General features: G+C 46.6%; 20 protein-coding genes and 1 other annotated feature. Of the genes, 10 read left to right on the top strand and 10 right to left on the bottom strand.

Annotated elements, in window-relative coordinates:
- Positions 1 to 29: 29 nt before the first annotated feature.
- Positions 30 to 854 (bottom strand): SDR family oxidoreductase, encoded by an 825-nt coding sequence (locus tag ABLU86_RS02820; protein WP_015365825.1) that lies wholly within the window; start codon positions 852 to 854, stop codon positions 30 to 32.
- 176 nt (positions 855 to 1,030) lie between these two features.
- On the opposite strand from ABLU86_RS02820, the gene hisL reads away from it, so the two are divergent.
- From hisL to hisIE, 9 genes are all read left to right on the top strand, one after another.
- Positions 1,031 to 1,081: a his operon leader peptide gene (gene hisL / locus ABLU86_RS02815; protein ID WP_009654477.1), complete on the top strand. Its 51-nt coding sequence runs from the start codon at positions 1,031 to 1,033 to the stop codon at positions 1,079 to 1,081.
- Positions 1,057 to 1,179 (top strand) — a sequence feature (His leader region). It overlaps the preceding gene by 25 nt.
- Positions 1,180 to 1,226: 47 nt before the next feature.
- Entirely contained in the window at positions 1,227 to 2,126 is a 900-nt protein-coding gene (hisG, locus tag ABLU86_RS02810; RefSeq protein WP_015365824.1) for an ATP phosphoribosyltransferase, read from the top strand.
- Positions 2,127 to 2,165: 39 nt separating this feature from the next.
- Positions 2,166 to 3,470, top strand: a complete 1,305-nt coding sequence (gene hisD, locus ABLU86_RS02805) for a histidinol dehydrogenase (protein ID WP_348795916.1) — start codon at positions 2,166 to 2,168, stop codon at positions 3,468 to 3,470.
- Positions 3,467 to 4,528, top strand: a complete 1,062-nt coding sequence (gene hisC, locus ABLU86_RS02800; protein ID WP_348795915.1) for a histidinol-phosphate transaminase — start codon at positions 3,467 to 3,469, stop codon at positions 4,526 to 4,528. The genes hisD and hisC overlap by 4 nt, the downstream gene beginning before the upstream one ends.
- Positions 4,525 to 5,592: a bifunctional histidinol-phosphatase/imidazoleglycerol-phosphate dehydratase HisB gene (hisB, locus tag ABLU86_RS02795; protein WP_047466033.1), complete on the top strand. Its 1,068-nt coding sequence runs from the start codon at positions 4,525 to 4,527 to the stop codon at positions 5,590 to 5,592. Before hisC ends, hisB begins: the two co-directional genes overlap by 4 nt.
- Complete coding sequence (hisH, locus tag ABLU86_RS02790) at positions 5,592 to 6,182, top strand: imidazole glycerol phosphate synthase subunit HisH (RefSeq protein WP_045412962.1); 591 nt, start codon at positions 5,592 to 5,594, stop codon at positions 6,180 to 6,182. The genes hisB and hisH overlap by 1 nt, the downstream gene beginning before the upstream one ends.
- Positions 6,182 to 6,919 (top strand): 1-(5-phosphoribosyl)-5-[(5-phosphoribosylamino)methylideneamino]imidazole-4-carboxamide isomerase, encoded by a 738-nt coding sequence (gene hisA / locus ABLU86_RS02785; RefSeq protein ID WP_015365819.1) that lies wholly within the window; start codon positions 6,182 to 6,184, stop codon positions 6,917 to 6,919. The genes hisH and hisA overlap by 1 nt, the downstream gene beginning before the upstream one ends.
- Positions 6,901 to 7,677, top strand: coding sequence for an imidazole glycerol phosphate synthase subunit HisF (gene hisF / locus ABLU86_RS02780; RefSeq protein ID WP_015365818.1), 777 nt, complete (start codon positions 6,901 to 6,903; stop codon positions 7,675 to 7,677). The genes hisA and hisF overlap by 19 nt, the downstream gene beginning before the upstream one ends.
- Positions 7,671 to 8,270 (top strand): bifunctional phosphoribosyl-AMP cyclohydrolase/phosphoribosyl-ATP diphosphatase HisIE, encoded by a 600-nt coding sequence (gene hisIE / locus ABLU86_RS02775; RefSeq protein WP_046883239.1) that lies wholly within the window; start codon positions 7,671 to 7,673, stop codon positions 8,268 to 8,270. Before hisF ends, hisIE begins: the two co-directional genes overlap by 7 nt.
- A 74-nt stretch (positions 8,271 to 8,344) precedes the next feature.
- On the opposite strand, the gene ABLU86_RS02770 is transcribed toward hisIE, so the two are convergent.
- The 8 genes from ABLU86_RS02770 to ABLU86_RS02735 form a co-directional block, all read right to left on the bottom strand.
- Positions 8,345 to 8,476, bottom strand: coding sequence for a hypothetical protein (locus tag ABLU86_RS02770; RefSeq protein ID WP_262853835.1), 132 nt, complete (start codon positions 8,474 to 8,476; stop codon positions 8,345 to 8,347).
- A 66-nt stretch (positions 8,477 to 8,542) separates the two neighbouring features.
- A complete protein-coding gene (locus tag ABLU86_RS02765; RefSeq protein ID WP_159082603.1) occupies positions 8,543 to 9,193 on the bottom strand; it encodes a sulfatase-like hydrolase/transferase in 651 nt (216 codons plus the stop codon).
- A 61-nt stretch (positions 9,194 to 9,254) separates the two neighbouring features.
- Positions 9,255 to 11,006 (bottom strand): glycosyltransferase, encoded by a 1,752-nt coding sequence (locus ABLU86_RS02760; RefSeq protein ID WP_045361587.1) that lies wholly within the window; start codon positions 11,004 to 11,006, stop codon positions 9,255 to 9,257.
- A 136-nt stretch (positions 11,007 to 11,142) separates the two neighbouring features.
- Entirely contained in the window at positions 11,143 to 12,279 is a 1,137-nt protein-coding gene (locus ABLU86_RS02755) for a glycosyltransferase family 4 protein (protein WP_045361502.1), read from the bottom strand.
- 5 nt (positions 12,280 to 12,284) lie between these two features.
- A complete protein-coding gene (locus tag ABLU86_RS02750) occupies positions 12,285 to 13,175 on the bottom strand; it encodes a glycosyltransferase (RefSeq protein WP_045361505.1) in 891 nt (296 codons plus the stop codon).
- Positions 13,172 to 14,323: a UDP-galactopyranose mutase gene (gene glf, locus ABLU86_RS02745; RefSeq protein WP_045361509.1), complete on the bottom strand. Its 1,152-nt coding sequence runs from the start codon at positions 14,321 to 14,323 to the stop codon at positions 13,172 to 13,174. Before glf ends, ABLU86_RS02750 begins: the two co-directional genes overlap by 4 nt.
- An 11-nt stretch (positions 14,324 to 14,334) precedes the next feature.
- The gene (locus ABLU86_RS02740) at positions 14,335 to 15,075 is read right to left on the bottom strand and encodes an ABC transporter ATP-binding protein (RefSeq protein WP_042896047.1); all 741 of its coding nucleotides are present in this window, start codon (positions 15,073 to 15,075) and stop codon (positions 14,335 to 14,337) included.
- Positions 15,075 to 15,842 carry an ABC transporter permease gene (locus ABLU86_RS02735; protein ID WP_045361512.1) on the bottom strand — a complete coding sequence of 256 codons (768 nt, stop codon included), beginning with the start codon at positions 15,840 to 15,842 and terminating at the stop codon, positions 15,075 to 15,077. Before ABLU86_RS02735 ends, ABLU86_RS02740 begins: the two co-directional genes overlap by 1 nt.
- Before the next feature lie 945 nt (positions 15,843 to 16,787).
- Here ABLU86_RS02735 and ABLU86_RS02730 point away from each other — a divergent pair.
- Entirely contained in the window at positions 16,788 to 17,792 is a 1,005-nt protein-coding gene (locus ABLU86_RS02730; RefSeq protein ID WP_045361515.1) for an NAD-dependent epimerase, read from the top strand.
- A gap of 318 nt (positions 17,793 to 18,110) precedes the next feature.
- Here the strand turns inward: ABLU86_RS02730 and ugd are convergent, their stop codons facing one another.
- Positions 18,111 to 19,277, bottom strand: coding sequence for a UDP-glucose 6-dehydrogenase (gene ugd / locus ABLU86_RS02725; protein ID WP_045361590.1), 1,167 nt, complete (start codon positions 19,275 to 19,277; stop codon positions 18,111 to 18,113).
- Positions 19,278 to 19,389 lie beyond the last annotated feature (112 nt).

The raw sequence follows: 19,389 nt of genomic DNA, 5'->3' as shown, positions 1-19,389 counted from the left end.
CCTTACGGTACGCGATCGTCTGCTGGCGATTACTCCATTGGCATCACCAGCGGATCGGGGTACTGGTATTCAAAGCCAAGCTCATAGCAGATCCGGTTGCCATCAATGATTTTGCCTTTACCGCCTTCCGGGTTATCGGTAAATACCGGTAACGGCAGCCCAAGTTCACGGGCCATCTGCGGATAAAAGACGCCGCGCGCCGGATGCTGCGGCGCACATATATTATAGATGTGTCCGCCTTTCGGGGCCTGAAGCAATAGCTCAATCGCGGCAATAACGTCCTGCAGATGCACCAGGTTGACCCCGTGCTGGCCATCCGGTGCCGATTTACCGGCAAAGAAACGGCCCGGATGGCGCGATGGCCCAACCAACCCGGCGAGACGCAGAATATCCACCGAGGTGCCCGGCAACGCATGCAGCCAGTCTTCCAGCTCTTTCAGTACCCTGCCGCTGGCGGTTTGTGGATTGCGCGGCGAATTTTCCTTCATCGTCCCTTCGGTATTGCCATAAACCGAGGTCGAACTGGTAAAAATAATGCGTGGAATATGCCGCGAGAGCGCGGTATCAACAATCTCCTGCACCGCCTGTAGATAAAAATCTTCCCCGGGGCCCGTGCGCCGCGCAGGTAACGTGATAACCAGCGCATCGACGTTCATCATCGCGTCCAGATCCTCAGCCTCACAGATCAGCTGGGGTTCAAGACGCAGCGGATATCCTTCAATACCGCACATCCGCGCCGCCTCCACGCCGTCCTGCGTCGTTTTACTGCCGGTGACATGCCAACCGCGCGCGCGCAATGACAACGCAAGCGGCATGCCCAGCCACCCTAACCCGACAATCGCGACCTTTTTCATACCCTGGCTCCTGACTCATTCGCTGTGCTGATACTAGGCTACGCTAGCCCGCGAGACCTGACAATTTGTTCGACGAATATGAAATGAATTAATGATGGAAAAAAGGGCTTGCTTTATGCGCCGCAACTGGTTTAGGTTAAAAGACATCAAATGCATAGTCATTCAAAGAGAATTTTATGAACAGCGTTCAATTTAAAAACCACCATCATCACCATCATCCTGACTAGTCTTTCAGGCGATGTGTGCTGGAAGACGTTTGGATCTTCCAGTGGTGCATGAACGCAAAGAGAGCCCCCGGAAGATTCACTTCCGGGGGCTTTTTTTTGGACCGAATTCGGACAGATTCAGACAGGTATTCAGAGGAAAACAACAATGTTAGACAACACCCGTTTACGCATAGCTATTCAGAAATCCGGCCGTTTGAGTGAAGATTCACGCGAACTGCTTGGCCGCTGCGGCATTAAAGTCAACCTGCACACCCAGCGTCTGATCGCCCTTGCGGAAAACATGCCGATCGATATTCTGCGCGTTCGCGATGACGATATTCCGGGGCTGGTGATGGACGGCGTTGTCGACCTTGGCATTATCGGCGAGAACGTACTGGAAGAAGAGCTGCTGAGCCGCCGTGCGCAGGGCGAAGACCCGCGCTACTTTACCCTGCGTCGTCTGGACTTTGGCGGATGCCGTCTGTCGCTTGCGACACCTGTGGATGAAAACTGGAATGGCCCGGCGGCGCTGGACGGCAAACGCATCGCCACCTCTTACCCGCACCTGTTAAAACGCTATCTCGATCAGAAAGGTATCTCCTTTAAATCCTGTCTGCTAAACGGTTCTGTCGAAGTCGCCCCGCGCGCAGGCCTTGCAGACGCCATCTGCGATCTCGTTTCTACCGGCGCAACCCTTGAAGCTAACGGCCTGCGCGAAGTTGAAGTTATTTATCGTTCCAAAGCCTGCCTGATCCAGCGTGACGGCGAGATGGACGAGGCGAAACAGCAGCTGATCGACCGTCTGCTGACCCGCATTCAGGGGGTTATCCAGGCCCGCGAATCGAAATACATCATGATGCACGCGCCGACCGAACGGCTGGAGGAAGTGGTGGCGCTGCTGCCGGGCGCCGAACGACCAACTATTCTGCCGCTGGCGGGCGATAAACAGCGGGTAGCGATGCACATGGTCAGCAGCGAAACTCTGTTCTGGGAAACCATGGAAAAACTGAAAGCGCTGGGCGCCAGCTCCATCCTGGTGCTGCCGATCGAGAAGATGATGGAGTAATCCAGCTATCCGCATACGGGACAAACAGGGGAAATGACCATGAGCTTCAATACCATTATCGACTGGAATAGCTGCAGCGCCGCACAACAGCAACAACTATTAATGCGCCCGGCGATTTCAGCTTCCGAGAGCATCAGCAAAACGGTAGCCGGGATCCTCGGCAACGTTAAAGAGAATGGCGATGCCGCTTTACGCGAATATAGTGCCAAATTCGATAAAACCACCGTCACGGCGCTGAAAGTATCTGACGAAGAAATTGCCGCTGCCGGCTCGCGTCTCAGCGACGAACTCAAACAAGCGATGGCGGTAGCGGTCAACAATATCGAGACCTTTCACAACGCGCAGCAGTTGCAGGTTGTCGATGTTGAGACCCAGCCCGGCGTACGCTGCCAGCAGCTTACCCGCCCTATCGCCTCTGTCGGCTTATATATTCCGGGCGGCTCGGCGCCGCTGTTTTCAACGGTGCTGATGCTGGCAACGCCGGCGCGCATTGCCGGCTGTCAGGAAGTGGTGCTGTGTTCGCCGCCGCCGATTGCCGATGAAATTCTTTATGCGGCGCAGCTGTGCGGCGTGCGTAATATCTTTAACGTCGGCGGCGCGCAGGCTATCGCGGCAATGGCCTTCGGCACCGAATCGGTAGCGAAAGTCGCAAAAATCTTTGGCCCTGGCAACGCCTTCGTCACCGAGGCCAAGCGCCAGGTCAGCCAGCGCCTCGACGGCGCGGCTATCGATATGCCTGCCGGCCCGTCGGAGGTTCTGGTGATTGCCGACGGCGGCGCGACGCCGGATTTCGTCGCCTCCGATTTACTCTCCCAGGCGGAACATGGCCCGGATTCCCAGGTTATCCTGCTGACCCCCGACGCCGACATGGGCTCCCGGGTCGCCGCAGCGGTTGAACGTCAGTTGGCTGCCCTGCCGCGTGCCGAAACCGCACGTGAAGCGCTTTCCGCCAGCCGTATTATTGTCGCTCGCGATCTCGAACAATGTGTAGAGATCTCAAATCAGTACGGTCCGGAGCACCTGATTATCCAGACCCGCAACGCCCGTGAACTGGTTGACGGCATTACCAGCGCTGGTTCGGTATTCCTCGGCGACTGGTCGCCAGAATCGGCAGGTGATTACGCCTCCGGCACCAACCACGTGCTGCCGACCTACGGCTACACCGCGACCTGTTCCAGCCTCGGTCTGGCGGATTTCCAAAAGCGCATGACCGTACAGGAGCTGACGCGCGAAGGTTTCGCCGCCCTCGCCCCAACTATCGAGATCCTGGCCGCAGCCGAACTGCTGACCGCCCACAAAAACGCCGTAACGCTGCGCGTAGCCGCCCTTAAGGAGCAAGCATGAGCATTGAAGACTTAGCCCGCGCCAATATTCGCGCGCTGACGCCGTATCAATCCGCCCGCCGTCTTGGGGGAAAAGGCGACGTGTGGTTGAACGCCAACGAATTCCCCACCGCCGTGGAATTCCAGCTAACCGAACAGACGCTGAACCGCTATCCGGAGCCGCAGCCGAAAGCGGTTATCGAAAACTACGCGCACTATGCCGGCGTAAAACCAGAGCAGGTACTGGTGAGCCGCGGGGCTGACGAAGGTATCGAGTTATTGATCCGCGCTTTTTGCGAACCCGGCGAGGACGCGGTCCTTTATTGCCCGCCTACCTACGGTATGTATAGCGTCAGCGCCGAAACTATCGGCGTTGAGTGCCGCACGGTGCCGACGCTCGCCGACTGGCAGCTCGATTTACCGGGTATCGAATCGAATCTCACCGGCGTGAAAGTGGTGTTTGTCTGCAGCCCAAATAATCCAACCGGGCAGATAATCAATCCGCAAGATTTCCGCGTCCTGCTGGAAATGACGCGCGGTAAAGCTATCGTGGTAGCGGATGAAGCCTATATTGAGTTCTGCCCGCAGGCGTCGCTCGCTGGTTGGCTAAATGAATACCCGCACCTGGTTATCCTGCGCACCTTATCGAAAGCCTTTGCGCTGGCGGGGTTGCGCTGCGGTTTTACGCTGGCTAACGCAGAGGTAATTAATGTACTGCTAAAAGTCATCGCACCTTATCCGCTCTCGACGCCGGTTGCCGATATCGCCGCCCAGGCATTAAGCCCGGCAGGCATTGCCGCTATGCGCGCACGCGTGGCACAGATCCTGGATGAACGCGCATACCTGGTCAATGCGCTGCGCGGCATCGCCTGCGTCGAGCAGGTGTTCGATTCCGAGACCAACTACCTGCTGGCGCGGATAACCGCCTCCAGCGCGGTGTTTAAATCTTTGTGGGATCAGGGCATTATCTTACGTGACCAAAATAAACAACCCTCATTAAGCGGCTGTTTGCGTATCACTATCGGTACCCGTGCAGAGAGCCAGCGCGTGATTGACGCTTTGACTGCGGAGAATGTATGACCCAGAAGTTTCTCTTTATTGACCGTGACGGTACGCTTATCTCTGAACCGCCGGTTGATTTTCAGGTAGACCGGTTTGAAAAACTGGCCTTCGAGCCGCAGGTGATCCCGGCGCTGCTTAAGCTGCAGCAGGAAGGTTACAAGCTGGTGATGATCACCAACCAGGACGGCCTTGGTACCGAAAGCCTGCCGCAGGAGGAATTTGACGGCCCGCACAACCTGATGATGCAGGTCTTCTCCTCGCAGGGCGTTAACTTCGAAGACGTCCTGATCTGCCCGCACATGCCTGGCGATAACTGTGACTGCCGTAAGCCGAAGACCCAGTTGGTATTGCCGTGGCTGGAAGACGGCATGATGGATAAAACCCACAGTTATGTCATCGGCGACCGCGCCACCGATATCGAGTTGGCGGATAACATGGGCATCACCGGCCTGCGCTATAACAGTGAAACGCTGAACTGGCCGACCATCTGCGAACAGCTGACCCGTCGCGACCGCTATGCTCACGTTGAGCGCATCACCAAAGAGACCCAGGTTGACGTTAAAGTCTGGCTGGACCGTGAAGGCGGCAGTAAGATCCACACCGGCGTTGGTTTCTTCGATCACATGCTCGATCAGATCGCCACCCACGGCGGCTTTCGCCTGGAAATTAACGTCGGCGGCGATCTTTACATCGACGATCACCACACCGTAGAAGATACCGGCCTGGCGTTAGGCGAAGCGTTGAAGCTGGCGCTGGGTGATAAGCGCGGCATTAACCGCTTTGGCTTTGTGCTGCCGATGGATGAGTGCCTGGCGCGCTGCGCGCTGGATATCTCTGGCCGTCCGCACCTCGAATATAAAGCTGACTTCACCTATCAGCGCGTTGGCGACCTGAGCACCGAGATGGTCGAACACTTCTTCCGTTCGCTCTCCTATACCATGGCGGTGACACTGCACCTGAAAACCAAAGGTAAAAACGATCATCACCGCGTCGAGAGCCTGTTCAAAGCCTTCGGTCGTACGCTGCGCCAGGCCATTCGGGTCCAGGGCGACACGTTGCCATCGTCAAAAGGGGTATTGTGATGAACGTGGTAATCCTCGATACCGGGTGCGCCAACCTCAACTCGGTGAAATCTGCGGTGAGCCGCCACGGCTATGAGCCAGTGGTCAGCCGCGAGCCGGATGTTGTTCTACGCGCCGATAAACTTTTTCTGCCCGGCGTCGGCACCGCGCAGGCTGCGATGGATCAGCTGCGCGAACGTGAGCTCATTGAGCTTATTAAAGCTTGTACCCAGCCGGTGCTGGGGATCTGTCTCGGCATGCAGTTACTCGGTGCGCGCAGCGAAGAGACAAACGGCGTCGAGCTGCTGGGCATTATTGATGAAGAGGTGCCGAAAATGACCGATCACGGACTGCCGCTGCCGCATATGGGATGGAACCGGGTGTATGCCAAAGCCGGCGATCGCCTGTTCCGCGGCATTGAAGAAGGCGCTTATTTCTATTTCGTCCATAGCTACGCCATGCCGGTCAACCCGTACACTATCGCGCAATGCAACTACGGCGAGGCCTTCACCGCAGCGGTGCAGAAAGATAACTTCTTTGGCGTACAGTTCCACCCTGAGCGCTCAGGTAGCGCCGGTGCGCAGCTGCTGAAAAATTTCCTGGAGATGTAATGATCATTCCAGCTTTAGATTTAATTGACGGTACCGTGGTGCGCCTGCATCAGGGGGACTACGGCCAGCAACGCGACTATGGCAACGATCCGTTACCACGCCTGCAATCCTATGCAGATCAGGGCGCGGAAGTATTGCACCTGGTCGATCTGACCGGAGCAAAAGATCCGGCAAAACGCCAGATTCCGCTGCTTAAGACCTTAGTCGCCGGCGTTACGGTACCGGTACAGGTCGGCGGCGGCGTACGTACAGAAGAAGACGTTGCCGCACTGCTTGACGCCGGCGTGGCGCGCGTGGTGGTCGGTTCAACGGCGGTAAAATCGCCGGAGGTGGTCAAAGCCTGGTTTAAACGCTTTGGCCCCGAACATCTGGTACTGGCGCTGGACGTACGCATTGATGCCGATGGCAATAAACAGGTGGCGGTGAGCGGCTGGCAGGAAAACTCTGGCGTCACTCTGGAAGAGCTGGTGGAGAGCTATCTGCCGGTCGGCTTGCAACATGTGCTGTGTACCGATATCTCCCGCGATGGCACTCTCGCGGGTTCCAACGTCTCATTGTATGAAGAAGTCTGCGCGCGTTATCCGCAGGTGGCGTTCCAGTCTTCCGGTGGGATCGGCGGTCTCAACGATATTGCCGCGCTGCGCGGAACCGGCGTTCGCGGCGTGATCGTCGGCCGCGCGCTGCTGGAAGGTAAATTCAACGTAACGGAGGCTATCCAATGCTGGCAAAACGGATAATCCCCTGCCTTGACGTCCGCGACGGCCAGGTAGTGAAAGGCGTACAGTTCCGCAATCACGAAATTATCGGCGATATTGTGCCGCTGGCAAAACGCTATGCCGATGAAGGCGCGGATGAGCTGGTGTTCTACGATATCACCGCCTCCAGCGATGGCCGGGTAGTCGATAAAAGTTGGGTTTCGCGCGTGGCGGAAGTGATTGATATTCCATTCTGCGTCGCGGGCGGGATTAAGTCTCTGGAAGACGCAGCGCAGATCCTCTCCTTCGGAGCCGACAAAATTTCAATTAACTCGCCTGCGCTTGCGGATCCGACGTTAATCACCCGTCTCGCCGATCGCTTTGGCGTGCAGTGTATCGTGGTAGGTATCGATACCTGGTTTGATGAACAAACCGGTAAATATCACGTTAATCAGTACACCGGCGATGAGAGCCGGACTCGCGTCACCCAATGGGAGACGCTGGATTGGGTGCAGGAAGTACAAAAACGCGGAGCGGGAGAAATCGTCCTCAACATGATGAACCAGGACGGCGTGCGCAACGGTTACGATCTGGATCAGCTCAGAAAGGTCCGTGAAGTGTGTAACGTTCCGTTGATTGCCTCCGGCGGCGCCGGAACCATGGAGCACTTCCTTGAGGCCTTCCGCGACGCCAACGTCGATGGCGCTCTCGCCGCTTCCGTATTCCATAAACAGATTATTAATATTGGCGAATTAAAAACGTTCCTGGCAGCCCAGGGCGTGGAGATCAGGGTATGTTGAGTGAACAGCTGGATTGGCAAAAAACCGACGGCATGATGCCGGCCATCATACAGCACGCTGAATCTGGCGAAGTGTTAATGCTGGGATATATGAATGAGGACGCGCTGGTGAAAACGCAAGAAAGCGGCAAAGTGACCTTCTACTCGCGCACCAAACAGCGCCTGTGGACGAAGGGCGAAACCTCCGGCAACTTTCTTAATGTGGTCAGCATCACCCCGGATTGCGATAACGATACCTTACTAGTATTGGTCAACCCGATAGGCCCGACCTGCCACAAAGGAACGTCAAGCTGCTTCGGGGAAACCGGACACCAGTGGCTGTTCCTCTATCAACTGGAACAACTGCTGGCCGAGCGCAAACATGCAGACCCGGAAAGTTCCTACACTGCGAAACTGTATGCCAGCGGCACCAAACGTATTGCGCAGAAAGTGGGGGAAGAAGGCGTGGAGACCGCGCTGGCCGCGACGGTAAATGACAAGTTTGAACTGAAGAATGAAGCGTCAGACCTGATGTATCACCTGCTGGTGCTGTTGCAGGACCAGGGGCTGAATTTAGGGGAAGTGATTGAGAATTTAAGGGCGAGACATAAGTAAAATGTAACAGGTAGAAAATTACTCTGGTTTAATATGATCAACATTTAAACCAGAGTTAATGTATTAACAGACGATTAAGGATGTTGCGGTAAAGGCACATCTCTTAATTCAGAGAAACGGATAGCATCCTCTTTTTCATTCAGCACGAAATCAGAGTTTTTTACTGCATCCCGCAAATGTTGGTCGGAGACAGAATAACCCATCATTTCTAAAACCAGAAGCTTGGTTAAATCTGATGAAAAATAATGATTATTATTGCGTAATTGTTCAGCCTACGCGCACCAGGAAGCATCATTCTTCAGCAATGGGATTTTATACATTTCATTGTCGCTGGAAGGGAAGCCATGGCCCTGGCCCACCACTTCACCATGATCAGAAACATAAACCAATTTGTAATCTTTAAGATAGGTATCCGCGAGAGTAAAGATACTTTTTAAGGTATCATCTACGTTATAAATAGACGCATCATAATCATCAACCATCGGGTTACCCCCATCACCTCGGCAAGTAGAATAAGGTAAATGGTTGCCCATCAAATGAATGACGTAAAAGTTTCTCTCTTGTGATTCTTTAAAGTAATGCTTGATTGCAGGTAATAGTTTTTCGTCCTGCCCTTCGTTAATTGGGAAACGGGTATTATTTTCTTCAGGAGTTTGCAATACTTCCGCGTATTTAGCCAGATAGCCAAAGGGTTTGTTCCACATATTGTTTTGCATTTGAGAGTCGAACCAATATGTATGGTACCCCTGCAACTCTGCCATTTCGATAAGATTCTTATACTTAAATAAATTACCACGCTGCAAAGGCGTTTCGAAAGAAACTAGCATTGGTACAGCAAGTCGTGTTTGCGCAGCCGGTGAATGCACATTGTTAACGACGCAGATTTTTCCATCGGGTTGATCTAAGTTAGTTAACAGCCACACCCACTGGTCGTGGCTGTTAACTATAAAAATATGCCCCAATTGTAAACAATTGGGGCATATTTTAAAACTTAGTTTTCCAAAAATCTTTAGTCGTCAAGCGGGTAATTTCAGACTGATAAGACTCAAGTCGTTTCTTTAAGGAAAATAACGTATTAAAGCTAAGTAAACTTGCATTTAAAACGACACGGAAAAATTTCGCTTTTGAATGCGACAATTTCATTGCTGAACCATTCATTTGCGAAACATAGTAAACATCATTCCGCATAAATACCATATTAGTCGGGTTTTTATGTGTTTCAGGTATTAAACGCGCTCTTTTATTAAAGAAACATTGAGGAATAAGATGACCATTTAATGTCAAGTATCTCAAGGCTTTATGCAGCTTATTTTCTTTTATATACAAAAAAGAATCCGTTTCAATTCTCAACAAATCACTTGAAGGTATATTAAATCTCTCATTGACGGTAAGTTGATTTATCTTTTTTCGTACTTCAGCGCAATCAACATTATTTTCCCAAAAATCTATCCCACTCATGCAGTCTTTGTAAGCTTGTACAACAGCCTGCGCACTTTCGTAGCGGTTAGCCATCGATAGAATTATAACTTCACGCATGAAAAATGCTGAGAGCATAATTCTATTACGCCAGGTAACTTTTCGGCAGGAACTCATAAACATAGCTCGGAAGCTAAGATAAAAGACTAGCGGGTTCAGTTTTCTATTGAAATCCATCTGCCAGGATGCGATACCATTGAGAGTGATAATCTTATGATTATCGTTCATTAGCCCAAATAGCATATCATCACCCCGGACAAAGAAAGGGAATGGATAGTATTTAGTATTCTTTATATTAAACGCATAAAACCACCAGGCTCCATATCCCAAAGCCTCTTCTTCATCAAAACTAATAATACCTGAGCGCTCAGAGACATTTAAGCCTATCTTTGCCGGGCGATGAAAAATACCATCGCAGAAAACTACAGCACCGGCTTCATGCACAATTCTTGGCCTTTCTTCATAGAGCATAGCAGCCGATACAGCCAGATTATCATCATTAGACAGAGAAAGAAGTGCAAATGTACGTCGAATTGAATCGATTTCACATGCTGCATCATCATCCATAAATATACAATGTGTAAAAGTGCCTTCGTCCGTTAACTCACACAAGCCTCGAGAAAACCCACCGGCACCGCCAAGGTTTTTATTTTTGACTATATTTACTTCAGGATAATCGATACCATCAACATCATTACCATTGTTAATTAAATATAGTTGTATTTTATTTACATAGCGTGGATCAGTTAACAATTCATCACGAATACGTTTGACCGACTTAACAACTTGTTCTTCACGATTAAACGTTGTTATAACTAACCCGAGTTTGACGTCTTTACAAGGTGAAGAGGTATAAAATGAAAAGGATTCAATTACGCTTTCTTCAAATGCTCGCCATCTTAAGTAGATATAGCCGGTATGTAATCCACTCAGTGAAAATTGCACTTCGCCTTCATCATTATCGATAATAATTTGCTCTAAAACTTCATCTTTACTATCGTTAAAGTGATTGATGTAAAGGCAACCTTTCCCACGAACTTTATATGTTACTAAAAGATTATCAATGGTTGTGTTTTCTTTCCATTTCTTCACACTAAGAGAGTTAAAGAAGGAATCAAAACTAATCACCGCATTTTTAGGAACGTGAATTTCTTTACTGTTTAAGTCAGCAAAAACCCGCTCTCCTGCACGGTAATATAACGACTCATCAGTACACAACCCAATGCTAGGAACTATAATATCCTGAACCAATAATCTCATGATGCCTCTTATTATCTCATTGCCTTGTTTCATAAATTAAAATAAAACAATTAAATCATTCTAGAACAAATTATATAATGGTGTTAAATGTATTCCGCTTCTAAATACATACGCAACATTTAATATCGAAAAGTGATTACTCATTATATATTTCCTGATAGACTTTGAGCGTTTTCTCAATAACCATTGTTGACGTAAAACGGTCTTCGATATTTTGCCTGGCATTTTTCCCCATGCGATTTCGCTCATCGGGATTTGTGATCAATAAACTAATTTTATCAGCCAGTTTGCTGACATTGCTTCGCTCTACAACGAATCCATTATAGTTGTCTACTATCAAAGCATTGCAACCATCATTATCATAGACGACACAAGGCCGACCTACGGCCCCGGCTTCTAATAATATTCGCGGGATTCCTTCTGGGTAAAGTGATGGTAATGCAACAACATGCGCCGCTTCAAGCAATTCTTTGATATCTGTTCGAGTTCCCAACCATTCGATATCATCTTGATCTTGCCATTGCTGAATTTGTTTACGACTAATGGCATCTTCATCATTATCTACCAAGATTCCTGCCACTTTTAGAATACAATCGATTCCCCGTTGCTTTAATAAATTTTTTGCTTGGATTAGATCATTCAAACCTTTGCTTTTAAGCATTCGTCCAGCAAAAAAAATAGTTGCTGGGCTATCTTTTTTTTGGGTTTTAAAATTAAAATAAGATATATCTATGCCTGCACCATCAATTACAATGCTGTTATTTTTAGGTAAGTGCAGCAACGATAGCATTTTATGTTGATCGTTTCGGTGTTCAAACACCAATTTATAATTTATATTATTGAAAAGATAGCGATATAATTTTGTAACTATTACTTTTAAAGTTCTAAAAATAATTCTATTACTTTCGAATACACGCCCTAAGCCAACAAAACTATAAACCAAACCAACATTATTATATTTAGCCCATAGGCAACTGATGACCCCAGGCTTTATTGTTATACAATGTAATATGTCTGGTTTTACTTTATCAAGAATTTTTTTAGCTACCAAAAAATCTTTTATAAAAACTAATGGATTAATATTTTTCTCATCAATATAAGTATTGATGCAGTGAAAGCCCAAAGAACTCAATCTTTGAACTGTTGCAGCATCAGAAAAGTTAGCAATCACATATACTTCATAACCACTTTTAATTGCTGCAACACCTCTATCAACCCAATGGAGTTCGAAATACCAGGCAGAGTTAACAAAGTAGCAAAGTTTTCTTTTCATATAAGTTAAATACCTTGACCTCTGCGTCCTTTAACTCCATCACTAATCCCTTTTATTATACCACCGATGGCTTTTTTAGGGTCAGGATTTTTGATTCCTATCAAGATGTACTTAAACACCCTCAATAAAATATCAATCCTCGAAAATGGTGATTTTTTTGGGAACAGTACTCTCGAAAGGATTAGATTTCTTACTAAATAATATAATTTCCAGGAGGGTACAGGCTTAGTGCTAGTATCTACATCATGTGTTATGATCAACTCAGGAACATATATTATTGGTATATCATTGAGCCTTAATTGATAGCTAAAATAAACATCGTCAAAATAGATAAACAGATCATCATAAATATAATCAATTGACGACTTTAGCAGTTTAACATCGATTAGCATTCCGACAAATGATACACTCGATACGTTTTCTTTGGATTGACCATTTGGAATGAATTTTTCAGGCTGTCGTAGATAGGCAATGTTCTCAAGAATCCCATGTGGATATTTTTTCCATGGTACATTCATCTTGCAAACGTTATTTTCTGTATCTAATACCTTACAGCAGTACACCGTTCCTTGCTGCACTTGCCATCCAATTAAATTATCATAAAAATCAGTATATGGGTAAGCATCATCATCGTAAAAAAGAACCCAATCACTACTCAGGTTTTCGGTTATCCATCGCGCTCCGTATTTAAAACCGCCAGCCCCACCACTGTTTATCTCGCGATGTAAAACTATTATCCGTTCATCACAAAAAGAATCAAGATAGGATTGAGTATCATCAGTTGACGCATTGTTAACCACAACGATATATTGAAAAGGCAACGCCAGCGTTGCCTCAATTGTTGTTTTTAACTTATCTAACCGATTATAAGTGACGATTAGAGCAACAACATTCATCTGACTTTAACCGTAAATACAGGCATAACTGAATTCTGCTCTAAAGACTTAAGATAAGTACGACCAGTTTCCAGAGCTTCGGCAATTGTCACATCCATATCCAGATAACGGTAAGTACCCAGACGACCAACAAAAGTAATGTTTGCTTCTTGTTCAGCACGATCGAGATAATTTTGTAACATCTCCATTTCCCCTACCTGGCGAATTGGGTAGTACGGGATATCCTCGGGTTCACATGAGCGGCTGAATTCACGGTAACAGATTGATTTATCATGATTTTCCCATGGAGCAAAGTATTTATGCTCGGTTATACGAGTATAAGGAACCTCTTGCTCACCATAATTCATGACTGCACAGCCTTGATAATCACCTTCGGTGCGGAATGCATCAAAATCTAACGTGCGATAACCCAAGCGCCCCATATCATAGTTATAGAAACCATCCAAAGCACCACTATAAAAGACATGGTCATATTCATTACGGGACTGTTCATTAAACCGTGTATTTAGAGACACTGAAATATTCTCGTGAGCCAGTATCTTATCTACGATCACCGTATAGCCGTCTTTTGGCATGCCCTGATATTTATGATTAAAGTAGTTATCATCATAATTAAAGCGGACAGGCAAGCGCTTAAGAATTGAAGCAGGGAGTTCGGATGGTGACATTCCCCACTGTTTTATGGTGTAACCTTTAAAAAAGGCTTCATATAATTCTTTGCCCACAAAACGCAACGCCTGCTCTTCAAATGTTGCTGGCTCTTTAATTGTTTTATCACTTTTCTCATCAATCAATTTGCGAGCTTCAGTTGGAGAACAAGTGGTGTGGAAGAATTGGTTGATGGTATGTAGGTTGATTGGTAAGGAAAATACTTGCCCATTTACCGTCGTTTTCACACGGTTCACATAAGGCATCATTTCGGTGTATTGGTTGATGTACTCCCATACTTCAGCATTGTCAGTATGGAAAATATGAGGGCCATATGTATGAACCATAACGTCGGTTTCAGTATCCCGCTCACTATAGCAGTTACCAGCGACATGTGGCCGGCTGTCAATGATTGTGACCTTATGACCAGCTTCAGCCAATAAGCGACCAATAACCGCGCCAGAAAATCCTGCGCCTACAATAAGAACATTCTTCTGCATTCGTTTTTCCATCAAGCCATCGAGGCTACATATTCATCAACAATCGAGCTTGCCTCACCGATAGCTTTCAACCGGTGATTTTCCACCCACACTACTTTATCGCAAATTTTCATAACGTCGTTCATGCTGTGGCTAACAAACAGGATCGTTACCCCACGTTTTCTAAATTCATTGATTGTTTCAATACATTTACGTTGAAATGCAATATCACCAACTGCCAGAACTTCGTCAATAATCAATACATCCGGGTCAACCTGACTTATAACAGAAAAACCCAGTTTCGCCAGCATGCCACTGGAGTATACACGTATAGGCTCATCAATGAACTCACCTAACTCTGAAAACTCGATAATCTTATCGAGCCTCTTGTTAACTTCTGCTCTACGCAACCCCAACAACGTGGCATTTAATTTGATATTTTCACGGCCAGTAAGTTCCGGATGAAAACCACCTCCCAGTTCAAGCATCGAAGCCACTCGCCCAACAACTTTTACTTCACCCTTGCTTGGCTTTAGCACGCCAGCAACGAGACCAAGGGTAGTACTTTTACCGGCTCCATTCCTACCAATCAATGCGACAGACTCACCTTTGTTCACACTGAATGATACGTTTTCTATCGCCAGATACTTACGCCCTTTAAGTAAGTTAAATGCCCGACGAGGGTGAAAAAATAAATCTTTAATGCCAGAGCCAATATGATGATAAAGGGGGTACTCTTTGGTTACATTGCAAAATTCAATAACGGTTGTCATCACAAAATCTCTGCAAATCGGTATTTTAATTTATTAAAGACCCACACTCCGAGCATCAAAACAACAATGCCAGAAGAATATAGATAAGTAATATGCATGTAATCCAGATTACCATTCATAAGAAGATCCCGCCAGGCTATGATCATGCTTGCCAGTGGGTTATAATCAATAATCCAGCTAAACTGCTGCGGAATCATGTCAGAATTATAGAGTATCGGAGTACAATAGAACATCAGCATAATACCTAAGGCGACAAATCGCTCCAGGTCACGGAAGAACAAATTTAAGGTGGATAAGATCAGTGCAAATCCAAATGTAAAAATAATCTGTCCGACAGCCAAAACAGGAATACCCCAAAGCCAACTAAGAGATGGTGACATCCCGTAAATATAGAGAAAAACTGCAATCACAGGAATTGTACATAAAAAATGTAACCCTTCCATCATCACATTACTTAGAGGAATAACTGACCGCGGGAATACCGTCTTCTTAATAATCTGTGCGTTTGATATAAAAGAAAATAATGAATTTGTTGCCGAACTTGCAAACCATTGCCATGGGAACAAACCGGTAATGAGGAAAACGGTATAATTTGGAATTTGAACTCTCATTACCATTTTAAATATAAAATAGTAAATCATCGCAAACAATAAAGGGTTTGCAATAGACCATAAATATCCAAAAATGCTACTTTTGTAGCGCACTTTTAAATCTTTATTGGTAATTACAATAAGTAAATCAAATAAATATCCTAAATTAAACTTCATTATTTGCACTCATTTTTTAGAAATTTACCACGCAACCATAATTTCCTCTGTCACTTCAGAAGGAAAAAGTGCATAGCTATCATATCAACATAATCATAACAAAGTACCCTGGCACAGTGCAGTGTTTATATCTATGGTATAGATAAACACTTCTCGCTAGCTATAGACCACTCAACAACCTGCGATAGTACCAGGCACTACTTTGTATATGTTACGGAGTAAACTATTTGGCTACGATGTATCATCATGAACGCCTATGGCTATCTATTCAGCTAATCAGGGACACGCTACCGCCATTGGCTATCGCAACCAAAACGCGTAGAATAAGTTTGATTTTAAAAAAAACCATAAACCTCATAGGCTTACATCTAAAATGCTGTAGCAGAAGTTCATGGTTTCACTCCATCCCAAGCAGAAATTTTACTCCCACTCAGAAAGCAGTCACTCTCTATGTTTTAGAGTCGACATTCCATCAGGTTTGTCTCATTTCAGGCCACATAACACCCTCTTAGAGGCGTAACTCCACTTGAGTTATCCTACTGGAACCCAGCATCACCCTTGGCTGTATATCAGCCTATTATGGTAATAGAATCAGAAAGTTGCAATGTAAGCTTCTTAAACGGACACCATGTGAATGAAACAGCAGCATAGTATACCCCCGGGCTATGAGAATAAAAGAGAAAAAGCACTATCAACAGGTAAAGGAGATGCTTACTACCGTTATGTCCAACTCTATTTAAACATCCAGCTACAACTAAATACATACGTACACCAATGTGAGTGATTTTCACTCTCATATAAGACCACAATCCCCTGATGTTTGGCTTTTAACGTTTTCCTCCAGGCCCTTTCCTAAGCATCAAGTAAACAAGGTGATCCATGCATCCGCCCTGTGTACAATAGGTGCTTATAAGTAGTGGGACATAACGTTCCTGGAGGATATGAATGAAATTTTTAGTCACTGGAGCTGCAGGCTTCATCGGCTTCCATGTATGTCAGCGCCTGCTGGAGTCTGGTCATGAGGTTGTTGGCATCGACAACATGAATGACTATTACGATGTTAGCCTCAAACAAGCGCGTCTGGATCTCCTGAAAACACCTTTGTTCAGTTTTTATAAAATTGATCTCGCTGACCGGGTAAACATGGAGCAACTTTTTGCGTCAGAGAAGTTTAATCGAGTCATTCACCTCGCTGCGCAAGCAGGGGTACGTTATTCGCTGGAAAACCCACATGCCTATGCTGACGCTAATCTGATGGGGTTCCTGAATATCCTCGAAGGTTGTCGTCATACTAAAGTTGAGCATCTGGTCTACGCATCATCCAGTTCTGTTTATGGCTTAAATCGTAAGATGCCGTTCTCAACTGACGACTCGGTGGATCATCCGGTATCGCTGTACGCGGCGACTAAAAAAGCCAACGAGTTGATGGCACATACTTATGCGCACCTGTATGGTATTCCGACAACCGGGCTACGTTTCTTTACCGTCTATGGTCCCTGGGGGCGCCCGGACATGGCATTGTTCAAATTTACGAAAGCCATGCTCGAAGGTCAAAGTATCGACGTCTACAACTACGGAAAAATGAAGCGAGACTTCACCTATATTGATGACATCGTCGAAGCTATTGTTCGTATTCAGGATGTCATTCCGCAGCCAGATCCAAACTGGACGGTTGAAGCTGGCTCACCGGCAACCAGCTCAGCACCTTACCGCGTATATAACATTGGGAATAGTTCGCCGGTCGAGTTAATGGATTACATTACTGCCCTGGAAGAGGCTATGGGAATGGAAGCGAAGAAAAATATGATGCCAATGCAACCGGGCGATGTACTGGAGACAAGCGCTGAAACGCAGCCGCTGTATGATCTGGTTGGCTTTAAACCGCAAACATCAGTAAAGGAAGGCGTGAAGAACTTTGTCGAGTGGTATAAAGCTTACTATAAATCCTGAGGACCGTTTCAGTAACAAAGTCGCTCTATTCAATTAGCGGCTTTGTTACATAAGAATGATTCATGCAATATTCATTTGGCCTTCATTGCCCTTCCTTAAATTCTTTGCAGATAGCAAGCATGTAATTTTTTAGTCAGAATGCCGCGAATTATGCTATTTCGATGTCGTTCAGCAGAACTTTTCGACATTACTACTCATTTCTTTTTGCAATTCAGGATTGTTGCCAGGAGGACACAGGAAAGGTCACAAAGGAAGAGGATGTGATGGCAGAACGCTAAGTTGTACCATTGAGCGTTCTACCATCTTAAAGAAGGTTAATCAGTCATTACCAAAGAGATCACGAGTATACACTTTGTCTTGTACATCCATCAACTCATCGGCCATTCGGTTAGAGATGATGACATCGGCTTCTTGTTTGAAAGCATCCAGATCACGTACTACCCGCGAATTAAAGAAATCTTCTTCTTTCATCACAGGTTCATAAATAATAACAGGAATCCCTTTAGCTTTAATTCGTTTCATGATTCCCTGGATGGAAGATGCCCGGAAGTTATCAGAACCACTCTTCATAATTAAGCGGTATACACCGACAACTTTTGGTTTCCGAGCCAGAATAGAATCAGCAATGAAATCTTTACGAGTACGGTTGGCATCGACAATTGCAGAAATAATATTGTTCGGTACGGACTCATAGTTCGCCAACAGCTGCTTGGTATCTTTCGGTAAGCAGTAACCACCATAACCAAAGGACGGATTGTTGTAGTGGTTACCGATACGTGGATCCAGGCAAACCCCTTCAATGATCTGTTTGCTATTCAGCCCCTGACTTTCAGCATAGCTGTCAAGCTCATTGAAATAGGCCACCCGCAGCGCCAGGTAGGTGTTAGCGAACAGTTTGATCGCTTCAGCTTCCGTGGAGTCGGTAAACAGAGTCGGAATTTCCTGCTTGATCGCCCCTTCTTTTAAAAGTTCAGCGAAACGCTCGGCACGTGCAGAGCGCTCACCGATAACAATGCGCGACGGATGCAGATTGTCATATAGAGCCCTCCCCTCCCGCAAAAACTCCGGAGAGAAGATGACGTTGTCGATACCAAAACGCTCCTTGATGTCGCGAGTAAAACCAACCGGTATTGTTGATTTTATAATCATTACCGCCTGAGGATTGATCTCAGTAACATCGCGAATAACAGCTTCGACAGTAGACGTATTGAAATAGTTTGTCTTGGGATCATAGTCGGTCGGGGTAGCGATAATAACATAATCAGCATCACGATAAGCATCATACTTATCCGTAGTGGCGCGGAAGTTAAGTGGTTTATCTGTAAGATACTCCTGGATTTCTTTATCAACAATCGGGGAGATCTTCTGGTTAAGCATATCAACTTTAGCTTGTACGATATCCAATGCGACCACTTCGTGGTGCTGAGCGATCAGGATACCGTTCGAAAGACCAACATAACCTGTACCGGAAATAGTAATTTTCATTCGATCACACTTAAATAAGTTAACTGGATAATGGCGGAAAGCCACAAAATTAAAAATGCTGCTGGCGTTTTTACGCTCTGACCAGAGGGATGTCAAGAATAAGCCATAAGGT

This window comes from Klebsiella sp. JN_Kp121, from assembly GCF_040062145.1.
GTDB classification, from domain to species: Bacteria; Pseudomonadota; Gammaproteobacteria; order Enterobacterales; family Enterobacteriaceae; genus Klebsiella; species Klebsiella aerogenes.
The sequence above is the reverse complement of the archived record's forward strand: the minus strand, read 5'-3'. Positions and strand labels throughout refer to the sequence as shown.

Coding starts and splice junctions, on each gene's coding strand:
- ABLU86_RS02820 (WP_015365825.1), bottom strand. CDS start 854: ATGAAAAAGGTCGCGATTGTCGGGTTAGGGTGGCTGGGCATGCCGCTT.
- hisG (WP_015365824.1), top strand. CDS start 1,227: ATGTTAGACAACACCCGTTTACGCATAGCTATTCAGAAATCCGGCCGT.
- hisD (WP_348795916.1), top strand. CDS start 2,166: ATGAGCTTCAATACCATTATCGACTGGAATAGCTGCAGCGCCGCACAA.
- hisC (WP_348795915.1), top strand. CDS start 3,467: ATGAGCATTGAAGACTTAGCCCGCGCCAATATTCGCGCGCTGACGCCG.
- hisB (WP_047466033.1), top strand. CDS start 4,525: ATGACCCAGAAGTTTCTCTTTATTGACCGTGACGGTACGCTTATCTCT.
- hisH (WP_045412962.1), top strand. CDS start 5,592: ATGAACGTGGTAATCCTCGATACCGGGTGCGCCAACCTCAACTCGGTG.
- hisA (WP_015365819.1), top strand. CDS start 6,182: ATGATCATTCCAGCTTTAGATTTAATTGACGGTACCGTGGTGCGCCTG.
- hisF (WP_015365818.1), top strand. CDS start 6,901: ATGCTGGCAAAACGGATAATCCCCTGCCTTGACGTCCGCGACGGCCAG.
- hisIE (WP_046883239.1), top strand. CDS start 7,671: ATGTTGAGTGAACAGCTGGATTGGCAAAAAACCGACGGCATGATGCCG.
- ABLU86_RS02770 (WP_262853835.1), bottom strand. CDS start 8,476: ATGATGGGTTATTCTGTCTCCGACCAACATTTGCGGGATGCAGTAAAA.
- ABLU86_RS02760 (WP_045361587.1), bottom strand. CDS start 11,006: ATGAGATTATTGGTTCAGGATATTATAGTTCCTAGCATTGGGTTGTGT.
- ABLU86_RS02755 (WP_045361502.1), bottom strand. CDS start 12,279: ATGAAAAGAAAACTTTGCTACTTTGTTAACTCTGCCTGGTATTTCGAA.
- ABLU86_RS02750 (WP_045361505.1), bottom strand. CDS start 13,175: ATGAATGTTGTTGCTCTAATCGTCACTTATAATCGGTTAGATAAGTTA.
- glf (WP_045361509.1), bottom strand. CDS start 14,323: ATGCAGAAGAATGTTCTTATTGTAGGCGCAGGATTTTCTGGCGCGGTT.
- ABLU86_RS02740 (WP_042896047.1), bottom strand. CDS start 15,075: ATGACAACCGTTATTGAATTTTGCAATGTAACCAAAGAGTACCCCCTT.
- ABLU86_RS02735 (WP_045361512.1), bottom strand. CDS start 15,842: ATGAAGTTTAATTTAGGATATTTATTTGATTTACTTATTGTAATTACC.
- ABLU86_RS02730 (WP_045361515.1), top strand. CDS start 16,788: ATGAAATTTTTAGTCACTGGAGCTGCAGGCTTCATCGGCTTCCATGTA.
- ugd (WP_045361590.1), bottom strand. CDS start 19,277: ATGAAAATTACTATTTCCGGTACAGGTTATGTTGGTCTTTCGAACGGT.